Raw genomic sequence first — 19,617 nt, forward strand, 5'->3', positions numbered from 1 at the left:
CAACCAGCTGGAGATGCAGTGCCTACCTACTCTTACCGTTGCACCGAGTGCGACACCGCCTTCGATATCCAGCAGGCCTTCACGGACCACTCGCTCACGGTGTGCCCGACCTGCCAGGGAAAATTGCGCAAGGTGTTCTCCTCGATCGGCGTGACCTTCAGCGGCTCCGGTTTCTACAGCAACGACTCCAAGTCGGACTCGAAGCGGTCCAATCCCAACCTCGATCGCAAGCCGGCCGAGAAGTCTGCCGACACGTCCGACTCGTCGGCGAGTAAGCCGGCCGAGAAGAAATCCGAGAAGAAGCCCGACAGCACGCCCGCCAAGTCGTCGACACCGTCCTCCTCCGTTTCGGCCGCGAAGGCGTCTTAGGTAGATGGCGCTGACAAAGACGGTCTCCCAAGTCATTCGATTGGAGCACCCCGTGATCAACGGTTTCAAAGAATTCATCATGCGCGGCAACGTCATCGACCTCGCCGTCGCGGTCGTCATCGGCACGGCGTTCACCGCGCTGGTCACCGCCATCGTTACGAGCATCTTCAACCCGCTCATCGCGTCGATCTTCAAGGCGGACTCGCTCGCTAAAGCGCTCCCATTGACTCTTCCCGGTGGCGACAAAATTCTGTTCGGCGCCGTCATCGGTGCCCTGATCAACTTTCTACTGATCGCCGCGGTCGTTTATTTTCTGATCGTGCTGCCCTTGAACAAGCTCAAGGAGGCCCAGGACCGACGCCGCGCCGCCGGGGTTCCCTCCGAGGTCGTCGCCGACCCCACGACCGAGCTCGACCTGCTCACCGAGATCCGTGATCTGCTGGCCAAGAACGCCGCCGCTGACCAGGGCCCCAAGCACTAACTACCAGTGCGGCGGGCGATCCTGCCGCAGTTGAGCCTCGTTGGCGCTGGGCGCACTTCCGGTGTGCGCGACGCCGCCCTCTTCGCGCAGAACCGGCGGGTGCGGGTTGGGGTCGGTGTCCGGTGCCGGCAGCAGCTTGGCGCGCCGAGCCTTGCCGACGGCCTTCACGATCGGCTGACGAGCCGTTCCGAGGGGCGGCACACCGTCAGAAGCATTCACGCGCCGGGCCGCTTCGGAGCGATCGGGTCGCCGGTCGAAAAGGGAGCGGCATCCGTTTTGGGCACACCGGCGATCGCGGCGACGCGCGCGGCGACGGCGTCAGGGTTACTGAACAGCTCGAAGCTGTGCACGCGCAGGTAGTGCCAGCCGAGGCGGCGCAGCACTTCGGGGCGCAGTCGCAGGGACTCGCGCAGGCTTGCCCGGCCGACGACGGCATCCGTTTCGACGACGATCGCGCGGGTTCCGTAGGACGCGGCGAGGGCGAGCTTGCCGCGGTGGCCGAGGCGCACGGTGAGGCCGAGCTTTTCGAGGCGGCCGCCAAGGTCGACCAGCATTGCCTCGCTCGCGTCGGGCACCTGCACCTCATCGCGCCGCGCTTCGGTTTCGCTGAGCACCTGGGACAGGGCGAGGATGCCGTGGCGCTGGCGGTCCTCGTCGATGTCGGCCGGGCGGAAGCAGGAGACGATGTCGAGCGCGCGGCGGGCGCGGGTCATGCCGATCGCGAGCAGGCGTTCGCCGCCGGGTTCGCCGAGCGAACCGAAGTTCGACAGCAGGCGCCCGTGTGGGGTGCGGCCGTAGCCGATCGAGAAGATCACCCGGTCGCGGCTTTGCGCCACGGCCTGCTCGAGGGTGAGCACGGTGAACGGTTCGCTGCGGTCCTTCAAAATGAAGTCCGAGAGGTCGGTGCGCTTGGCGAACGCGGCGAGCACGGCCTGCTGCACGCGCACGGCGTGCCGGGTGCTCGCGGTGATCACCATGAGTGATTCGCGCGGGCGCTTTGACGCGTGGTCGAGCACGAGGTCGACGACCTTGACAACCTCGGCGTCGACGCTCTCGATGGCACCGCTGTCGGCGTCGGGCATGCCGCGGCCGCCGGCCACATAGTTGATGGTGAGGCTGCCGTGGCCGAGAAAGCTTCCGGCCCAGGGCAGGGAGTCGATGCGTCCGCCGTAGAAACGGTGGTTGACGAGTTCGGCGAGGTCTTCGCCGCCGGCCCGGTAGCTGCGGGTGAGGGTGAGGGTCGGCAGCAGTTCGCCAAGGCGGGCCAGGGCGGAGTCGGCGTGCAGGGCGTCCACTGAGACCTCGGGCGCGGCCGTCTCCCCTGAGCCGGCGATACCGGTCTCGAAGGCCGACGGGGTCTGGGTGACCGGGTCACCGAACGCCACGATCTGGCGGCCGCGGCGAATCGCGCCGACGTTTTCGGCGAGGGTTGTGGCGCCGGCGTCGACGAGCAGCACGGTGTCGAAGGTGATCTGGTCGCTGATCCCGGCGATCTCATACGGCGAGGCCAGCCAGACCGGGGCGAGTACGCGGCCGAGGTGCGGGGCAACCTCGTTCAGCCGGGCCGGGGTGGCGCGGTCGGCGCGCAGCAGGCGGCGCAGCTGGTCGGCTTCCTCGGGAAAGTCGACGACGCCGATCTTCCACGTTTCGGCGAGCAGCCAGGCCAAAAGCTTGCCGGTAGCGGATGCGTGCGCCTCGTCGACGAGTTTGAAATCGGCCTCGAGGCGGTCGAGTACCGCAGTGTTGGCGCCGAGCAACGCCCGGTCGCTCGCGAGCATGATCTCGAGCACGGACTGCCACCAGGCCAGCTCAAGCTCGGCGGCGACGTTCTCCTCCGAGACATGTCGCTGGGACAAATCGGTCATCAGCGGGTCGAGGTTGTGCTCGCGCAGCGTTGCCAGCAGTGCGGTGCGCTCGTGCAGGTTCGCGAGCACCTCGCTCTCGGCGGCGAGGCCGGAAATCATCGACACGAGCTCGTTGATCTGGCGCCCGGCGAGAGCGCGCGTCGTGCCACTCGTGCCGAGCGGCACATCGAGCAGACCGAGGTCTTCGGAGACTCGCTGAAAAGCGACGTGCACATCGTTGATGCCGACCGGCACCTCGGGCGTGACACCGGCGGCCGCATAGCGCTGCCAGAGCGTGCGCTGGCTCTGGATGCGGCGCAGGCTCTCATTCATGTCGTTGACCCGCACACCGGGGCGCTGGTATTCCTCGGCGAGCTTACGCAGCCTTCTGCGGCTGGCCGAGCTCATCTCCGACGATTCGCGGCGCGACGAGGTGGCGGCGATCAGCTCGGTGAGCGACCGGTCGTAAACCCCGGGCTGAAACTTGTCGAGCGTTTCGCGAATGTCCAGCAGCAGGCGCAGGTAGATGCCGAGCTCGGTGATGGTCTCGAACGGGCGCAGCCGGGTCTGCCCAATGAGGCCGTTGGCCCGTTCCAGCAGCCGCGGCAGTTCGATCTGGTTGATGCGTTTGGCGAGCTGGTGGCTGTTGGAGGCATCCGCTGTGGAGGTGAACGAGGCACCGTACCAGGGCGAGTCGCCGGGACCGTAGCGGAACTCGCCGAGCACGGCGGCCTTGATCAGGGTGTTGGCAGCGGCTGACCGGGAGTGGGCGAGCAGTTCGAGGGCCTGGCGGTCGAGGCGGGCGGTGGTCGACGGCGGCTCGGGCAGCTGGGCCAGGCGGGCCAGTTCACCGAGCGCGTCGAGCACGGAAACTCCGAGGGCCGAGTCGCGGCGGGTGAGCGCCGACCGGTAGTCGAGCAGCACCTTGCGGAGGCGCACGAGGGCGTCGTCGACGTCGCCGACGCGCGGCTGGGCGGCCTTCTCATTGCGGGTGATCGATTGGATCAGGTCGCGGCGCAGGGTGCGCGGGGTCACGGCGATGCCGGGCAGGCCCACCTGCACGAGGCGGCCGTGGATGCCGTCGAGGCTCGAACGGCGGGCGCTCACCACGAGCACCCGCTTGTGCTGGGCCACGAGCGAGCCGATCGCGTTGACGATGGTCTGAGTGCCGCCGGTACCGGGCAAGGTTTTCACGACGAGGGAGTTGCCGGCCGCGATCTGCGCGACAACGTTCTCCTGCTCGGAGTCGGCGTCGCCGAGCAGCGTGTCGGTGGCCGGCGGGCGGGCATCCTGTCCGATCGGAACCACCGGGTTGTAGGCGGTCTCGATGTTGCGGCGGGCGGTCTTGTTACCGGCCACGGCGTCGAGCAGCGGATGATCAAGGTTCGACGCGTCGGCGGCCAGCGCCCGCCCCACGTCGGCGAAGCTTGAGACCACCAGGCGCGGCACGACGTTGAACCAGGGCAGGTGCGAGGTCAACCCGCGCAGACGGTCGATGACCGGTTGCGGTTTGAACGCGCCATTGGTCACGGCGAGCGCCACAAAAGCGTCGGCGTCGAGCACGATCTGAAACTGGTCCTTCAGGGCGCGGGCGAGTTCCGGGTTGAGAAAGGGCTGGCCCTTGAGCTTGAGTTCGTAGTCGCGGCCGTAGCGGCGAATGGCGAGGGGGCGCAGCAGCACCGGGGCGCTGTAGTCCACATCCTGATAGCGCCATTCGGCGAGGCCGATGGCGAGGTTGACCGATTCGAGGCCGCGCATGGAGCGCAGTTCGATGCCCTTCTGGGTGATCTCGTTCGCGGCCAGGCGGGCGTTACGCAGAGCCAGTTCATCGCGAATGAGGTTGGACAGCAGGGTGGTCTTGCCGATGATGAACTGCGGCAGACCGCCGGGATGCGTGGCGCTTAGCTCGATGCGGGTGCGGGCTTCATCGGTGAAGTGCAGCAGCGGGGAGCGACCGCCGAGCGCGGCGAGTTCGTCGCGCCAGCGCTGCCAGACCGGCTCGGCGATGTTACCGGCGGTGAACGCCGGATCGCCCAGACTGAGGTTGTGTGGACTCGTCACGTTTTGAGGGTCGACGGGAACGACGTCCAGGTACTTGGAAAGCACGTCGTCGTCGTCTTGTTTTCTATCGAGGTGCCACACAGGGATACCCTAATTGGCAAATCACCGGTTTGCCCTGAGGCGGCCGGGGTTTCGCGTGTTTGTGCCCCAATCTGACCGTTCACAGCCAGCCTCGCCGTTTGAACACGATGTACAGGGTGAACCCCATGGCGAGCATCAGAGCGATCGCAAAGGGATAGCCGAGCGGCCAGTGCAGCTCGGGCATGTTGTCGAAGTTCATGCCGTAGATGGTGCCGACCAAGGTTGGGGCGAACAGGATAGCCGCCCAGCTGGAGATCTTCTTCACCTCTTCGCTCTGCGCGAGGCTCGTCTCCGACAGGTGCCGCATCTCGTCGTTCTGGCGTTGGCCCACCAGGGTGCTGTGCACGGTCAGGGCGTTCTGCAGCAGTTGCCGAAACGCGTCGCCGCGCTCCACGATGCGCAGAGTGTGGTCGAGCACGTCACGCAGGTGCCGGTGCAGTTCGAGGTCCACGTTGTACTTGTCGAAGCCCCGCTGCATCGCCTCGAACATGCTTACGAGCGGCTGGGTGGCCCGCTGAAACTCGATCACCTCGCGGGACAGTGCGTAGATGCGCCGGCTGACCTCCGGGTCGCCGTCGAACAGCTGGTCTTCGATCTCGTCGATGTCGTTCTCCAGCCCGGCCACGACCGGCCCGTATTCGTCGACGACCTGGTCGAGAATGGCGTACAGCACGGCCTCCGGGCCGAGGGCGAGCAGGTGCGGGGTGCTCTCCATCCGCTCCCGCACCAGGGCGAGGTCGGGCGATTCGGCGTGGCGAATGGTCACCACGAAATCGGGGCCGACGAACACGTGCAGCTCACCGAATTCGACGCGCTCTTCGTCGTCCATGTAGCGGGCCGGGCGCAACACAATGAACAGGATGTCTGCGTACCGTTCAATCTTCGACCGCTGGTGCCCCTTGAGGGCGTCCTCCACGGCCAGGTGGTGCAGGCTGAACTCGGTCGCGACGGCCCGCACTTCCTCCTCGCTCGGCCGGTACAGCCCGATCCAGGCGAAGCCCTTCTTCTCTTTCATCACTTCGAAGGTCTCGTCGAGGCTCGGCGGCGTGGCAACCCGGTGCCCGTCCACGTAGACCGCGTTGTCCACCAGCGCCATTGGCTCTCCTTCTCCGATCTACCAGTGTGCCACTCGGCGTAGCTGCGCGGTAACGCCGGTGCAGTTTTGCCGGCGGGTACGGTTAGATCGTGCCGCAAACGGATGTTTCCCTCTTGTTACAACCGCGCGCGCCGCTTCCCCAGACCGACCGGCTACTACTCGCCGCCGCTGTCGCCCGGGTCTGCGCCGTTGACCTGACGGCCGTCACCATCGAACAACGCTGCGAACGCTGCGGCGGCGCGCATGGGCGGCCTCGCGTGCTGACACCGGGCGGGGTGCACGTGAGCCTGAGCCGCGCCGGTCGCACCGTTGTCGTTGCCGTGTCGCAGGTCGGACCGATCGGGGTCGACCTGGAGAGCGTGGCCTCGGTCGCCCGGGCCGGATTCGACGACGTCGCGTTCAACGCCGACGAGCGCACCGCCCTAGCGGAGCTGCCGGTCGACGAGCGCGATCGGGCGCGCGCCGCGCTCTGGACCACCAAGGAGGCTCTGCTCAAGCTCTCCGGCGAGGGGCTGACGGTGGACCCGCGCGAGGTGACCGTGGCGTTGGGCCCGGGTGGGGCATCCGTTGAACGGGAAGCGTCCGCTCGCGCCGGGGGCTCCGCTCTGCTGAGCTGGCCGACCGCCACGCTCGATCTGAGCCGGGTGCACGTCGTGGGCTTCCACGCGGGCCCCGGGCTGGTGGGCACCCTGGCCTTGCTCGGTCCGAGAGCCCCGAGCCTTTCGATGCTCTAAAACTCACTCTTTCCGCTTACAGCCGTCCCTTTCACGCCGCCGCGGGAGTTGCGCCAGTGCGCGGGAGGCGGAACTCCCGCGCACTGGCGCAGGTCCAGCCCGTCGCGTCGCGCTGGAGTTGTGGCCAAGCCCGAACTCCCGCGAATCGGCGCAACACCCGCGTAGCCCACGCTGCGGGGGCCAGCACCTCACTCGAACTCCCGCGCACCGGCGCAGCACCCGCGCAGCAAACCCCGCAGCTGACCGCGCTGGCGCACGTCAGCACCTCGGCGCCGTCGAGGCGGCCAACCTCAAATTCCCGCGCAGGGCAACCACGCCCACGCCCACGAAGCTCGGCTAGAGGCTCGGCAGCGCGCTCTGCTGCACCCAGCGGGCCACAAACCCGCCGATCGCCCGGCTGCCGGTGTGTTCGGAGAAGAACTCCACGAAGTCCTCGGTGGAGACCTGACCGTGCCGCCGGGCCGCGGTGTAGGCGCGCAGGGCGGCGAAGAAGGCCTCGTCACCGAGCGATTTGCGAATCGCGTGGAGGGCGAGCGCGCCGCGTTTGTACACGCGGTCATCGAACATGGCGTGCGGGCCGGGATCGCCGACGACGATGTCGTGCGGCAGGGCCGCCACCTTGCCGCGGTGCAGCACGGCAAGGGAGTCGGCGGTGCGACCGCCGCGCTGTTCCTCCCACAGCCATTCGGCGTAGCAGGCGAAACCCTCCTGCAGCCAGATGTCCTGCCAGCGGGCCACGGTGAGGCTGTTGCCGTACCACTGGTGTGCCAGCTCGTGGGCGATCAGGCGGTCGCTGCCGTGCTCCCCGTCGACATGGTTGCTGCCGAACACGGCCAGGCCGTGCGCCTCGAGGGGAATCTCCAGCTCGTCGTCGGTCACCACGACCGAGTATGACGCGAACGGGTACGGGCCGAACCGGTCGGCGAAGAACGCGATCATCTCGGTGAGGCGAGCGAAGTCGGTGCCGACCCGGGTCGCAAGCTGGGCCGGAAAGAACAGACTGTGCGCGACCGGAGCTGCGGCGAGGTCGCGGCGACGGTAGCGGCCGATCAGCACCGTGGCGAGGTAGGTCGCCATCGGCTCGCGCACGTCGAAGGTCCAGCTGGTGCGGCCCGACCGGCTCGACCTGGCCGACAACACCCCGTTCGACACCACGGTGTAGCCGGATTCGCAGGCGATCTCGATGCGATAGGTGGCTTTGTTACTCGGATGATCGTTGCAGGGAAACCAGGATGCGGCCCCGCACGGCTGCCCGGAGACCAGCACGCCGTCGTCGAGTTCTTCCCAGCCGACGTCGCCCCAGGCGCTGCGAACCGGATGCGGCGCCCCGCGATAGCGCACCGTCACCTCGAACACCGCCCCGGCCTCAACCCGAGTGGCAAGGCTGATCACGAGTTTGCGGGCGCTGTGCGTCACTTTGGTCGGCCGCTCGCCGTTGACCGTGACCTTCTCCATGCTTAGCCCGGCGAAGTCAAGGCTGAACCGGTCGAGGGGTATGAGGGCGCGCGCGGTGATGATCGCGGTCGCGTTCAGCCGGTTGGTAGCCACCCGGTAGGACAAGTTCAGATCGTAGTGTTCGGCAACGTAACCGCCGTTGCCGCCGGTGGGAATATAGGGGTCGCCAGCGCTGGCCGAGCCGTAGGTCGTCTGCACAGGGGCCATCGGTCCACTATTCCACGTTCACCGTTGCCACGGCGGCTGATGCCACGGCGTGATCGGGTTGCCAGACCAGAGCGACCCGGTGGGTACCCGTTCGCCGCGCATCACGAGCGAGCCGGGCCCCACGGTCGCCCCAGCTGAAATCGACGCGGCCGGGAGAATGACGCCGTTCGGCCCGAGCGTCGATCCGTCGGCGAGTTCCACCGCGTCAAGCTGCATGATGCGATCGTGAAAGAGGTGCGTCTGCACGACACAGCCGCGGTTGACGGTGCTGCCGTCGCCCAGCCGCACCAGGTCTGCCTCGGGCAACCAGTACGTCTCACACCAGACGCCGCGCCCCACCGAAGCCCCCAGCGTGCGCAGCCACACGGCGAGCGCCGGCGTGCCGGAGGCCTTCTCTGCAAACCACGGGCGGGCGACCATCTCGACGAAACTGTCCGACACCTCGTTGCGCCAGATGAACGATGACCAGAGCGGATGCTCCGACGCGTCGATCCGCCCTACCAGCGTCCACTTGACCACCGTTGTCACCCCGGCTGCCACGGCGCCGGCGGCGAGCATGACCACACCGGACAGCGCGATCGCCGCGCCGAGGCCGAGCTGCAGCCAGAGCAGGTCGAGCAGGGTGAGCACCAGCAACGCGATCCAGGCGCTGGTGAAGCCGGCCACGATGCGCAGGAGTTCCCACAGCGATCGGGCTACTTTCAGGCGCACGGGAGGGTGGAAGGTGCGGGAGTCGTCGGCATCCGTTTGCTTGCGACGCAGTCGCGAGGGCGGGTTGCCGAGCCAGCTCGACCCACGCTTGGCCTTGCGCGGGGTCGAGGAGAGTACCGCGACGAGTCCGTTGCGCGGTACCGTGCGGCCGGGACCGGCCATGCCGCTGTTGCCGAGAAAGGCCCGGCGGCCAACCTTGGCCGGGCCGATGTGCATCCAGCCGCCGCCGAGTTCGTAACAGGCCACCATGGTGTCGTCGGCGAGAAACGCGGCGGGCGCGATGGTCGTGAGCGACGGCAGCAGCAGCACGGTCGATGCCTCGACGTCCGCTCCTACTTTGGCGCCGAGCAGGCGCAGCCAGGTGGGGGTGAGCAGGCTCGCATAGACCGGAAACAGCACGGTGCGGGCGCCATCGAGGATGCGTTCGGTCATCCAGACCTGCCAGCCGATGCGGCTGCGCACCGGGTAGTAGCCCTCGCGCAGACCCACGCCGAGGACGCGCACGAAGCCGACCACGAGCAGCGCGTAGACGAGACCGCCCGCGATGACGGCGACCGGCATGATCAGGGCGGCGCGCAACACGGCCACGGCGAGACTGTCCGCGTGACCGACGACGGCACCAACGATGAGCGCGCCGAGTACGAGGGCGACCGTGGGGATCGCGGTCATCGCGACCGACCCGGCCGCGAAGGCGCCGAGCCAGCGACTGGCCCGCGGCGGTCGTTCGGCCGGCCACGGGCGGCGAGCTGAGCCCACCCGACGCGACGGGGAACCGGCCCAGCGCTCCCCCGCCGGCACCCGCGCCGAGACGGCGGCGCCCGGGTCGATCTCGGCGCCGTTACCTACGTGGGCGCCACCGAGCAGGGTACTGCGGGAGCCGATGCGAGCATCTGCGCCGACGTGCAGGTGGCCGATGCGCAGCACGTCACCGTCGATCCAATGCCCGGCCAGGTCGACTTCGGGTTCGATCGAAGCCTGGGCACCGATGGTCATCAGTCCGGTCACCGGCGGCAGCGAGTGCAGATCGACGTCGGGGCCGATCTCGGCGCCAAGTGCTCTGGCGTAGTAGCTGATCCAGGGCGCGCCGGCCAGGCTTGCGGCGTCGACGAGCAGCGCGATCTGCTCGGCCAGCCAGAGCCGCAGGTGCACCGACCCGCCACGCGGGTAGTTGCCCGGCATGACGTCGTGCAGCAGCAGCCGTGCGGCAATCACGGCGATGAGCATCTTGCCAGGCGGGGTGACGAACAGCGCAAACCCGAGGGCCACCCACCACCACGACAGCGTCGGGGCAAAGCTGGCACCGTTCAGGCTCAGCAGGTTGTTGGCAATGGCCAGATAGACCAGCCAGCGCGCGCCGCTCAACACGTGCAGCGGAATGCCGAGCACCGTCTGGGCCAGCTGGCTGCGGGCCGGCGTCGGCAAAACGTTCCGCAGCACCTGGGGTGTGACGGGGGTGCGGGCATCGAGTTCGTCGGCGAGCGAGCCGATGCGCGGGTGGTCGTAGAGGTCGGCAACGGTGGTTTCAGGGTGGCGGGCGCGCACGGCCGACACGAACTGGGCTGCCGAGAGTGAGCCGCCGCCCTGGGCGAAGAAGTCGTCGTCGGGCCCGGTCACCGGCACCCCCAAAATGGATGCCCACGCTTCAGCCAGCCACGCCGCCGTCGGTGACAGCGCGGCCGCGTCGTCGTCCGAGGCCGGCAGCGGCCACGGCAGCGCCGCCCGGTCAACCTTGCCCGAGGTGCGGGTGGGCAGCGCGTCGACCACGGCGAGCAGTGGCACGAGCGCGGCGGGCAGTTCCTCGCGCAGCCGGGTTAGAGCGGCCTTCCGGTCGAACGGAGCGTTCGCGCTGGTGAGCGCGATATACCCGACGAGGATGTGATTGCCGGCCGGGGTGATCTGCACCACGGCGGCGCCGCCGGCTACCCCGTCCAGGGCGTTGAGGGCGGCATCCACTTCGCCGAGTTCAATGCGTCGGCCGCCGAGTTTCACCTGGTCGTCGGCGCGCCCAGCGAACACCAGGCCGGCGCGGTCGAAGCGCACGAGGTCGCCGCTACGGTAGGCGCGCGCCCAGCCGAGCTGCGGGTGCGGCGCATATTTCTCGGCGTCTTTGGCCGCGTCGAGGTAGCGGGCCAGGCCGACGCCGCCGATAATGAGCTCGCCGATCTCACCCTCTAAAACCCGCTCGCCGCGCGCGTCGACGACGGCGAGGTCCCAGCCGTCGAGCGGCAGGCCGATACGCATCTCGCCAACGCCGTCGACGAGGGCGCCGCAGGCGACGACGGTGGCCTCAGTCGGGCCGTATGTGTTCCAGACTTCGCGGCCGCGGGTGGCGATGCGGGCGACCAGTTCGGGCGGGCAGGCTTCGCCGCCGAAGATGAGCAGGCGCACGGCTTCGAGCGATTCTTCCGGCCACAGGGCGGCGAGGGTCGGCACGGTCGACACCACGGTGATGCCGTGCGTGATCAGCCAGGGGCCAAGGTCGGCGCCGCTGCGCACGAGGGAGCGCGGGGCCGGCACGAGGCAGGCGCCGTTTCGCCAGGCCAGCCACATCTCTTCGCAGCTCGCGTCAAAGGCCACCGAGAGTCCGGCGAGCACCCGGTCTGCGGGGCCGATCGGTTCTGATCGCAGGAACAAGCCGGCCTCGGCATCGACGAAGGCGGCCGCCGAGCGATGGGTGACGGCGACGCCCTTGGGCACGCCGGTCGAGCCGGAGGTGAAGATGACCCAGGCATCATCGTCGGGCGAGGGAATATTCGCGGTCGGAAACACCAGCGCGGGGTCCTCCTGCGGTTCGACGCGGCGAGCGCGCAGGGACTGCAGGTCGAGGCCGTCACGCGGCGCGAACACACTGCTCTCGCCGATGATGCCGACCACGTGTGCCTCGGCGAAGACCAGCCGGGCGCGTTCTTCGGGGTCGTCGGCATCGACCGGAACGTAGGCGGCACCCACGAACACAGTCGCCAGAATAGACACGTACAGGTCACGGGTGCCCGAGGGGATGCGAATGCCCACGGTGTCGCCGCGTCGCACGCCGGCCAGGCTCAGCGCGTTGGCTTGGGCCTGCACCCGCCGCAGCAGGCCGCGGTAGCTGATCGTGCCGGCCGCGTCTTCCAGTGCTAAAGCATCCGGATGCTGCGCTGCGGTTACCGCAAGAATGTCGGCCAGGGTGCGGGCCGGCTTGGCCCGGTGGCCTGCAGCGAGCACCGACTGGGAGTGCCCGCTGGTGCCCGCTGGGCTGTGCTGGTGCTCGCTCACACGACTCCTCGTTCAGGTCGTGGCAGTACGGCACGCCGCGAAAGTATCAGTCTAGAACTCGCGGGTAACGGACGGGTGAACTGTGCGGCGCTCTCCGCTCAGCCCGGGAATAGTATTTGCGTGAGGAGTTTTCATGAAACGAGTTTTCGCATCCGCTGCCCTGCTGGCATTGCTGTGCGTTGGACTCTGGGCTGGCCAGCCGGAGGCGGCGTACGCCCATGTTCGCGGCCGTTCGGGGTGTCTTCCCGGCGCATTGATTGTCTTCTCCCGGCTCAATTCCCGTTGGCGGGCGAGGATAATAAGCGTTGATCCCGCGGGGGACGAACGGAGCGCTAAACCATGAAGCATGTATCGAACTCCACGTGGGAGCGCCTGAAAGAAGAGTCGGCCGTTCATCTCTACGACGAGCTGCATCACGTTGCGCAGGACGCCAGCGCTGCCGTTGCCGATCCGGAGACGTCACCGATCACGGTGCAACGCCCCGTGGATTCCTGACCCCGAGATCGGTGCCCCACAGGCCCCTGCAGTCCTTAATCTCCTGCCCGATTTCGGCACGATATTCCAAACGGATGCCCGACCCAAGCGCACCGCAGAAACGGCCAACCGTACAGCACGTCTCAGCCGCTACGCGGCGTTGACGCGACGACTTCAACTTTGAAACCGGCTTCATTTTCGAGATACGCGGCGTAGTGGTCGGGGCCTCCCGCGTAGGGGTACCGATCGCCGTACAGCGCATTCCATCCGTGGGCTGATGCCTGACCAACGATGCGGTCAATATCAGCTGTGGTCCCTCCATGAAGGGCAATGTGATTCAGTCCAGGAAGTCGCCGGTCATGCTCCTGGCCAGAGATGGCAGGCGGTCGCGTGACCACGATGTACACCTCGCCGCATCGCCAGGAGATGCCCGTGCTCCACACCTGGTCCACGGACCAACCAAGAGCTACCAGCAGCCAGCCCCACGAATGTCGGGCGCTGTCCAAGTCAACGACCCAAATCTCGATGTGATGCACGCCAGCTGCCATGCAACCATCGTTCCATGAACGCCAGGGCACCTCTCCCACGGCAAAGTTCTAGCATTGCCACATGGGTGAGGAACAAGCTGGGCAAGGCGCAAGCTCCAGATCCGGCCTCGCGCGCCTGGTGAGTGTATCGATGGTCGTTCTGGGCGCCATGGCCGTCGTCATCGGACTTGTGCTCCTTGTATTACCCAGCGGCCAAGCGAGCTTCGGTTGGTTCGCCCATGCGCCCCTCAGCGATACGACATTTTTCCCGCCGAGCGGCCTGCTGTCACCGCGCAACCAGCTCGGGATCGGGGTATTCACGATTGGGTTAGCAGTGCTCGCGTTCGGTGCCGGCTGGATGCTCGGTTCTCGCTTGGAGCGGGCTCGTTGGCTGAGCCGCAATTACTTCCGGATGTCAACCCGTCGTTGAGTGAAGGAGCGGAGCCGAGAGCCGTCTGCTGCCAGATGGAGGTCCCCGCGGCTGAAGCCTCATCAATAGGATGGGGCCATGAGCAACAAGATCGCTAGGCGCCTTATCCCGGTCGCTTCTGCATTATTTGTCGTCGCTTTTTTCCTTTTTGCGGCGCTTTGGGTGAACGGGAATTTTCCGGTCCCCATTGCGCTCAGTATCGCAATTGTGTTCGGCACGGGCACCTATCTTGCTATGGCCAAAGGATCGTCCGGGAAAGCGTAGTTTGACTTGGGCGAAAGGCACGCTCCACCTCAATCGAGAACCTTTCCATGGCGGCACGCCCTGGAGTTGCTTTCGTGAGCCAGGCGTCGCAACTCTATGCCGCGCTCTCACGATATGCCCGAGTTTCGGGCCGGGCCGTTTCGGAGACGGTCACCCTCTACGCCATGGAGGCTTTCCTGAGCAGACTCGCTCAGACAATCTACAAGGATGACTTCGTGCTGAAGGGCGGCGTGCTCCTGGCCGCGTATCGCCTCCGACGAGCGACATCGACATGCAAGCCGTCAACTTTCAAGTGGATGCCGCTTATTTGCTCGCTGTCGTGGAGGCCGTTGCGGCCGTATTCGTCGACGATGCTCTGGCAATTGACCCGGCACGCACCGAGGTGCGCGCCATCCGCGAGGGCGATGACTACTCCGGGCTCCGAGTCAAGATATTTGCACACATCTACACGAGCGCCCTGTCGTTCCATCTGGACATCAGCACTGGCGACCCGATCTGGCCGGCCCCGCGCTCGATGGCTGTCCCGCGCATCCTCGGTGGCGAATTTGAGATGCTCGGCTATCCGCTGGTGATGGTTGTTGCAGAAATGGCGGTCACAATGCTGACCCGTGGAACGACGAGCACACGATGGCGCGACATCGTCGGCCTGCGAAATTTCTCGCTGACACACGACTTCAGCGCGAGTGAGCTACGCGGTGCGGCTCAGCGCGTCGCCGATTTCCGCCAAGTGCCGCTGACCGCAATCTCGGTCGCCACGACAGGCTGGCCAGTGGTCGCTCAAACAAAATGGTCAGCCTGGCGGCGCAAACTCGCCCTCACCGGCACCGTGGGCGACGATGACACTTGGGACCCGTCAACTCAGCGCTGGCATAAGCGCTGAATTCAAACCCGCAAGGGGAACGTCTTGCGGGACAGTTCAGGTTGCCCGTTGGCGGACGGCTCACAGGCAAGGCATCGTGTCAGCGGCTGCTCGTATGGGCTGGCCGCACGGATCTGCCGGTCCGGGCCGATAGGACGCTGGGATGGTCGCCCGTTACCCCAAACGCGATGGTGGGTGGGCACGACAGAATTCACGCACGGCGTTGTTCAACGGTTCGGGCCGCTCGAGACTGCTCATGTGGCCTGCGTCCTCGATCGTGACAAGTGTCGTGTTCGGGATCGCCTCCTCGAACTGGCGGGCGACGCTGAGCGGCGAGCGAGCATCAAATTGTCCCCAGATCAGCAGCGCCGGGACTGATAGGTGAGGCAGCAGGTCGCTCAAGTCGGTCTCGGCCATGATGTCAAGTTGGTACCTGAGGGTGGCGGGGCGGACGTCGGCTGCGATGGCGGCGAGCAGAGGCACAAACTTCACAGGCGGATCGCCAGCGAAGAGTCCGGGAAGCGTGGGGTCGAAGTCCTCCGGCGGCGAGGCGAGCATCTGGCGGGCGTGTGCGACCCGCGCGCGTATCTCGTCTGCGGGCAGCGATCCCTTCCAGCCGGCGTAGGTGTCGATCATGATCAGGGTCGCGACGAGCCCAGGATGGCGGCGGTAGAGCTCAAGCGCCACAGTGCCGCCCCAGGAACGGCCTGCGACGTGCGCGGGCCCGAGCTCAAGCGTTTCGATCAGCCTTGCGAGCCCGTCCGCAAAGCCTGCTAAACCGAAGCCCTTCGGAAGGTCGGAGGACCGGCCAGCCCCTGGCTCGTCCCACGCCACGACAGTGAATTCGTCGGCCAGGCCGGCAAGCTGCGGTTGCCAGATTCGACTGTCCTCAGCCGCGCCATGGACGAAGACTAAGGGGGGCCCCTCACCGACCCGCTCGTAGGCGATCTGGACGCCATCTGCCTCGACAAACTCCACGTTTGAACCATACTCGGGCCCAGATAGGGTGTCACGTGGGGAACCTTCTGCGGGACTCTTCGCGGTGCCGATAGCGGATTGTTTGAGCAATCTGGACGGGGCTGTAGTGGTCGTCCTGAAAGTGCCTGCAACGCGAGGGCCTAGGGCAAGGCTGCGCCGAACGCGACGAGCGCCAACCCCTTGTCGTAGCCGTTGGTCATGCCACTGAAGCTGCGGCCCTCATAACTGGCTGCCGGCACCGGGATCACCGTGCACAATGCGACTCACAAGGAGGACTACCCCGCCCGGCAGAACTTCTCACAGCGGCAGATCGACATACTGCTCGCGGGCGGACTCATTGCCTGGCTGAACGAGAGGAGCGCGAACCCGGCCCGCGATCGAGACTGAATCGTGCCGTTTGCAGGCCCGTCCCCAGCGGGCCCGACAGCGTGATCTGGATTTGATGACCCGGTTGTCGTAGGCTCAAAGTCATCTCTTCGTGAAGGGAGCCCCGCCACTGTGACGTACGTTATAGCTCTTCCCTGCGTCGATGTGAAAGATCGGGCCTGCATCGAAGAATGCCCGGTCGACTGTATTTACGAGGGCGAACGGATGCTCTACATCCACCCCGATGAGTGCATCGACTGCGGTGCCTGTGAACCGGTATGTCCAGTCGAGGCGATCTACTACGAGGATGACGTGCCGGAGCAATGGGCCGATTACTATAAGGTGAACGTCGAATTCTTCGACGACATCGGCTCCCCGGGCGGGGCCGCCAAGGTGGGCATATTTGCCAAGGATCACCCCTTGATTGCTGTACTACCGCCGCAGGCTGCCGCCTGAGGCACCCCTTTCTCGATCGTGCGCCCCCCGAACTCCTATGGGTCATCGATTTGGGGAACTCATCACCGAGTCTTTGCCACCGTGAACAGTACCGCCGCGTCTTCTACTGCTTCGAGTGCGTGTCGACCCTCCGGCACGATCAGCAGATCGCCCGGTGAGCCACTCCAGGAGTTCTCCCCCGAGATGAGGACGACGCGTCCGTGCAGCACGAAAAAGGTCGCGTCACCGGGATTCTCATGCTCATCCAGCTTAGCGCCCGCACGCAAGGCGATCACAGTCTGGCGGAGCGTGCGTTCGCTGCCTCCGTACACGGTCTTCGCACTTCGGCCGCTGCTGACCTGCCGGGCATGATCCAACTCGTGACGCACAAGCGCAGTCAACGACGACTTCATCATGAGGCACCTCTCTTCGCGCGGCACTGCGCTTGCTGATGTAATCCCCAGCATACTGTCGCCTCCAGACATTCCCATGTGGCGAGCGCGGCTAAAGAAGCCGAACCCTCCGCCCCCTCTGTGATTTTAGATCGACCAGGCGAACCTGAACTTCTCTGGCAGTTGGTCGGCGTCGGCCGGCCCGTAGTGATCGAGTTCCCAGCGTCGAACTGCAAGCACGGCCTGGACGATCTGAGGTCCGAGAATGTGGGCAGCGATTTCGGAGGCGGCGAGTGCGTCGAGCGTTGCTCCCAGAGCGGAGGGAAGCAGCACCGTCGCCGAGGCGAGTTGCTGCTCTTCGGTCTGGTCGGCCGGATTCGTGGTGACCTCCGATGGAAGCGCCGTCGATGACCGGATGCCCTCGAGCGCGGCGCCGAGAATGACCGCGGTCGTCAGGTAGGGGTTCGACGACGGATCGACAATCTTGACTTCGACGTTGGCGCCGTATGGATTGCCGCGGGTGGCTTCGAGGAAACGAACCGCCGCCCCGCGATTCTCCCGACCCCAGCAGGCATATGCGCCCGAAAAGAGTCGGGGCCGCAACCGCGCCCCCGAGAGGATCGATCCGCCGAGAACGCCCTGGATGCCGGGGAGTGCGGCGATCACCCCGGCGATGGAAGACGCTCCATCGGTGGTCATGCCGTGGGGTCCGTTGCCGCCGGAGAAGAGAGGTTCCCCATTGCGGCTGAACGAGTAATGGACGTGCGCCGCATTCCCGCCGCCCCCGCTGATAGGGAAGGGCGAGAAAGATGCCCGCAGGTTGTGTTTGCGCGCCAGCCTCCCGGTGATCAGGCGGGCGAGCACTACCCCGTCGGCCGCCTGAAGTGGTGTGGCCGGTGGCAGCGAGAACTCGACCGTGGAGGCAAAGAACTTGGCGTGTAGTTGCTCGAGCGGGATACCGGCGGCGGCGGTGGCGGAGAGCAATTCGGTGATGAAAGCCTCGTGGTCGAGTACCGGACCGAGACCGTACGGTGTCCAGCCCGCGCGTGGGAGCGGGGTCCCGTCCGCGGCGGTGATGGTGAACTCGATCTCGTGCCCCACGAGCGCCTCAAGCCCGGCTTCCTCGATGTCGTGTTGGATGCGGCGAAGCCGCCCCCGCGGATCGATGGCGAGTGGTGCGCCGTTCTGGTCGAAGATCTCCGTTGGAGCCCAAGCGAGACCTCCATCGAGGATTCGGAGAGCGTCGAGATCGAGTCTCAGTCTCATATCGCCGACGACGCCGAGGTCGGGTGTGAATGCAATGCCGCCGTCGATGCAGAAGATGTTCCACACCGGCGGGGCGCCGAGACCGGATGAAGCGAACGTCGCCAGTCGATCAACCGGGATGGTCTTGGCCAGGTAGATGCCGGCTGGGTTCGCCAGCGTTCCTACGATGATGCCGACGCCGGCTTCCGAGAGCCGTTCGGCCACCTCGCCAATCCGGCTGTCGCTGAACTCGGGGAGAATAGACTCTGTCGCCATACCGACATGCTGGCAGGACTGAGCGTTATTACGAAATTCACATTGACACTCGGCCGCGGGTCCCAACGGGTGAGTGAGTGCTGGTCGGGAACTTGGGCACAGAGGGAATGGCTGGCCGACGCCGTGGGCCCTGGCATTGGGGTCATGAACCAGCTCAGGAGCCGCCGTTGAGGCTGCGCCGACGCTGGGCCTTAGCCGACGAGCCGGCGTAGCTCGCGCACGGCCGCAGCCACCTCGTCGAGGAAACCGTCGACCGCGTCGGTCACGGTCCCCATCCCAGCGACTCGGACACCAGACGCGGCAGCTCCATCGGGTCGACGGGCGTCGGCCGTGCAGAAGTACGCCACCCGGTCGACGTCCTCGTGCACGAGACGGTAGCCGTGGTTGGTCACGATCCTCTGGTACCGCTGCCACGACTTCGGCGTCAGCTCCACCTCAACCAGCTCGACGATGCCGTCGCGAGTGGCAACACCGTCAGCTTGATGCTCACGGTGTCCCGCCGGTTGGCGATCCCGCCGCCACGTGAAGCCCTGCGCCAGGTACCGCGCCGACACCCTCGCAACGGCAACCTCATGCCGGGTGGTCTGCCGAAACAGACTCGGCGGCGGCTTGCCGATCGCCAAGCGGGTCGCGCACACAATGGATCCGTCCCGATAGGCCCGCCGAGACCGATCCAGCCAGCCGATGGCCGTCATGCGCGCCACCCACAGTTGCGCCCGCCACAAGCTCAACGGCTGGCCGGCTCCCACGAACGCGCCCAGCGCCCAGCGCACCGCCTCCACGTCGGCCAACCGGACAACGTCGAGCCATTGCACCATCGCCTCATCACGCTCGGTGATCTGCACCACAATTCTGCCTTTCGCTCTGACGCAGCTTTATGGACATGATTCTGCAGCCGACCACCGACATCCGCTTCGACCTACGTCACGGTGCATCGCTCGGATGGTTATCGCGAACTCGGTGCACCGGCATTTTGCGTGGATTGAACCATCTCGATTGACCTCACCGCTTTCGGTACATTCTCGGCTCGCTCACTCACCGTTCGCGCTCTTCATCGTTCGTTGTCTCGCGTCTGTG

At 66.4% G+C, this 19,617-nt stretch carries 18 protein-coding genes; 8 read left to right on the top strand and 10 right to left on the bottom strand.

All coding sequences use genetic code 11. The features are described from left to right. The first annotated feature begins 18 nt into the window (after positions 1 to 18). Together E3T35_RS14545 and mscL are read left to right on the top strand one after the other, a co-directional pair. Positions 19 to 369, top strand: a complete 351-nt coding sequence (locus E3T35_RS14545) for an FmdB family zinc ribbon protein (RefSeq protein WP_134343783.1) — start codon at positions 19 to 21, stop codon at positions 367 to 369. Between the two features lie 4 nt (positions 370 to 373). Beyond that, on the top strand, positions 374 to 850 hold the full coding sequence (gene mscL / locus E3T35_RS14550) for a large conductance mechanosensitive channel protein MscL (protein ID WP_241988871.1): 477 nt from the start codon (positions 374 to 376) through the stop codon (positions 848 to 850). On the opposite strand, the gene E3T35_RS14555 is transcribed toward mscL, so the two are convergent. The 3 genes from E3T35_RS14555 to E3T35_RS14565 form a co-directional block, all read right to left on the bottom strand. Further along, positions 851 to 1,069 carry a hypothetical protein gene (locus tag E3T35_RS14555; protein ID WP_134343784.1) on the bottom strand — a complete coding sequence of 73 codons (219 nt, stop codon included), beginning with the start codon at positions 1,067 to 1,069 and terminating at the stop codon, positions 851 to 853. It lies immediately after the preceding gene. After that, positions 1,066 to 4,836: an ATP-binding protein gene (locus E3T35_RS14560; protein WP_134379783.1), complete on the bottom strand. Its 3,771-nt coding sequence runs from the start codon at positions 4,834 to 4,836 to the stop codon at positions 1,066 to 1,068. Before E3T35_RS14560 ends, E3T35_RS14555 begins: the two co-directional genes overlap by 4 nt. A gap of 79 nt (positions 4,837 to 4,915) precedes the next feature. Next, complete coding sequence (locus tag E3T35_RS14565) at positions 4,916 to 5,932, bottom strand: magnesium and cobalt transport protein CorA (RefSeq protein WP_134343786.1); 1,017 nt, start codon at positions 5,930 to 5,932, stop codon at positions 4,916 to 4,918. Between the two features lie 89 nt (positions 5,933 to 6,021). On the opposite strand from E3T35_RS14565, the gene E3T35_RS14570 reads away from it, so the two are divergent. Beyond that, complete coding sequence (locus E3T35_RS14570) at positions 6,022 to 6,666, top strand: 4'-phosphopantetheinyl transferase superfamily protein (RefSeq protein WP_166789980.1); 645 nt, start codon at positions 6,022 to 6,024, stop codon at positions 6,664 to 6,666. 336 nt (positions 6,667 to 7,002) lie between these two features. Here the strand turns inward: E3T35_RS14570 and E3T35_RS14575 are convergent, their stop codons facing one another. Further along, positions 7,003 to 8,328, bottom strand: a complete 1,326-nt coding sequence (locus tag E3T35_RS14575; RefSeq protein ID WP_134379787.1) for a M1 family metallopeptidase — start codon at positions 8,326 to 8,328, stop codon at positions 7,003 to 7,005. An 18-nt stretch (positions 8,329 to 8,346) separates the two neighbouring features. Continuing rightward, the gene (locus tag E3T35_RS14580; RefSeq protein WP_134379789.1) at positions 8,347 to 12,294 is read right to left on the bottom strand and encodes a Pls/PosA family non-ribosomal peptide synthetase; all 3,948 of its coding nucleotides are present in this window, start codon (positions 12,292 to 12,294) and stop codon (positions 8,347 to 8,349) included. Between the two features lie 339 nt (positions 12,295 to 12,633). On the opposite strand from E3T35_RS14580, the gene E3T35_RS19395 reads away from it, so the two are divergent. Continuing rightward, the gene (locus E3T35_RS19395; protein WP_158252850.1) at positions 12,634 to 12,789 is read left to right on the top strand and encodes a hypothetical protein; all 156 of its coding nucleotides are present in this window, start codon (positions 12,634 to 12,636) and stop codon (positions 12,787 to 12,789) included. A gap of 122 nt (positions 12,790 to 12,911) precedes the next feature. On the opposite strand, the gene E3T35_RS14585 is transcribed toward E3T35_RS19395, so the two are convergent. Then, positions 12,912 to 13,316 (bottom strand): VOC family protein, encoded by a 405-nt coding sequence (locus E3T35_RS14585; protein ID WP_134379791.1) that lies wholly within the window; start codon positions 13,314 to 13,316, stop codon positions 12,912 to 12,914. Between the two features lie 61 nt (positions 13,317 to 13,377). Between E3T35_RS14585 and E3T35_RS14590 the strand changes: the two genes are divergently transcribed. The 3 genes from E3T35_RS14590 (at position 13,378) to E3T35_RS14600 (ending at position 14,869) form a co-directional block, all read left to right on the top strand. Next, positions 13,378 to 13,725 carry a hypothetical protein gene (locus E3T35_RS14590; RefSeq protein ID WP_134379793.1) on the top strand — a complete coding sequence of 116 codons (348 nt, stop codon included), beginning with the start codon at positions 13,378 to 13,380 and terminating at the stop codon, positions 13,723 to 13,725. A gap of 78 nt (positions 13,726 to 13,803) precedes the next feature. Further along, positions 13,804 to 13,989, top strand: a complete 186-nt coding sequence (locus E3T35_RS14595; protein ID WP_134379795.1) for a hypothetical protein — start codon at positions 13,804 to 13,806, stop codon at positions 13,987 to 13,989. Positions 13,990 to 14,254: 265 nt separating this feature from the next. Then, a complete protein-coding gene (locus E3T35_RS14600; RefSeq protein WP_255578026.1) occupies positions 14,255 to 14,869 on the top strand; it encodes a nucleotidyl transferase AbiEii/AbiGii toxin family protein in 615 nt (204 codons plus the stop codon). A gap of 153 nt (positions 14,870 to 15,022) precedes the next feature. Here the strand turns inward: E3T35_RS14600 and E3T35_RS14605 are convergent, their stop codons facing one another. Next, positions 15,023 to 15,826, bottom strand: coding sequence for an alpha/beta fold hydrolase (locus E3T35_RS14605; RefSeq protein ID WP_134343792.1), 804 nt, complete (start codon positions 15,824 to 15,826; stop codon positions 15,023 to 15,025). Positions 15,827 to 16,324: 498 nt separating this feature from the next. On the opposite strand from E3T35_RS14605, the gene fdxA reads away from it, so the two are divergent. Beyond that, positions 16,325 to 16,648, top strand: coding sequence for a ferredoxin (fdxA, locus tag E3T35_RS14610; RefSeq protein WP_134379799.1), 324 nt, complete (start codon positions 16,325 to 16,327; stop codon positions 16,646 to 16,648). 62 nt (positions 16,649 to 16,710) lie between these two features. Here fdxA and E3T35_RS14615 read toward each other — a convergent pair whose 3' ends face one another. The 3 genes from E3T35_RS14615 to E3T35_RS14625 all read right to left on the bottom strand — a co-directional run bounded on the left by E3T35_RS14615 (position 16,711) and on the right by E3T35_RS14625 (position 19,388). Further along, positions 16,711 to 17,043 carry a cupin domain-containing protein gene (locus tag E3T35_RS14615; RefSeq protein ID WP_134343794.1) on the bottom strand — a complete coding sequence of 111 codons (333 nt, stop codon included), beginning with the start codon at positions 17,041 to 17,043 and terminating at the stop codon, positions 16,711 to 16,713. Between the two features lie 123 nt (positions 17,044 to 17,166). Then, positions 17,167 to 18,540, bottom strand: a complete 1,374-nt coding sequence (locus E3T35_RS14620; protein WP_134379801.1) for a glutamine synthetase — start codon at positions 18,538 to 18,540, stop codon at positions 17,167 to 17,169. A 191-nt stretch (positions 18,541 to 18,731) separates the two neighbouring features. After that, a complete protein-coding gene (locus E3T35_RS14625; protein WP_134379803.1) occupies positions 18,732 to 19,388 on the bottom strand; it encodes a hypothetical protein in 657 nt (218 codons plus the stop codon). Positions 19,389 to 19,617: the final 229 nt, after the last annotated feature.

This window comes from Cryobacterium sp. TMT1-2-2 (assembly GCF_004403505.1).
GTDB lineage: Bacteria > Actinomycetota > Actinomycetes > Actinomycetales > Microbacteriaceae > Cryobacterium > Cryobacterium flavum.

Excerpts from the sequence above, each read along its gene's own strand:
- mscL (WP_241988871.1), top strand. The coding sequence starts at position 374 with ATGGCGCTGACAAAGACGGTCTCCCAAGTCATTCGATTGGAGCACCCC.
- E3T35_RS14565 (WP_134343786.1), bottom strand. The coding sequence starts at position 5,932 with ATGGCGCTGGTGGACAACGCGGTCTACGTGGACGGGCACCGGGTTGCC.
- E3T35_RS14575 (WP_134379787.1), bottom strand. The coding sequence starts at position 8,328 with ATGGCCCCTGTGCAGACGACCTACGGCTCGGCCAGCGCTGGCGACCCC.
- E3T35_RS19395 (WP_158252850.1), top strand. The coding sequence starts at position 12,634 with ATGAAGCATGTATCGAACTCCACGTGGGAGCGCCTGAAAGAAGAGTCG.
- E3T35_RS14585 (WP_134379791.1), bottom strand. The coding sequence starts at position 13,316 with ATGGCAGCTGGCGTGCATCACATCGAGATTTGGGTCGTTGACTTGGAC.
- E3T35_RS14590 (WP_134379793.1), top strand. The coding sequence starts at position 13,378 with ATGGGTGAGGAACAAGCTGGGCAAGGCGCAAGCTCCAGATCCGGCCTC.
- E3T35_RS14595 (WP_134379795.1), top strand. The coding sequence starts at position 13,804 with ATGAGCAACAAGATCGCTAGGCGCCTTATCCCGGTCGCTTCTGCATTA.
- E3T35_RS14615 (WP_134343794.1), bottom strand. The coding sequence starts at position 17,043 with ATGATGAAGTCGTCGTTGACTGCGCTTGTGCGTCACGAGTTGGATCAT.
- E3T35_RS14620 (WP_134379801.1), bottom strand. The coding sequence starts at position 18,540 with ATGGCGACAGAGTCTATTCTCCCCGAGTTCAGCGACAGCCGGATTGGC.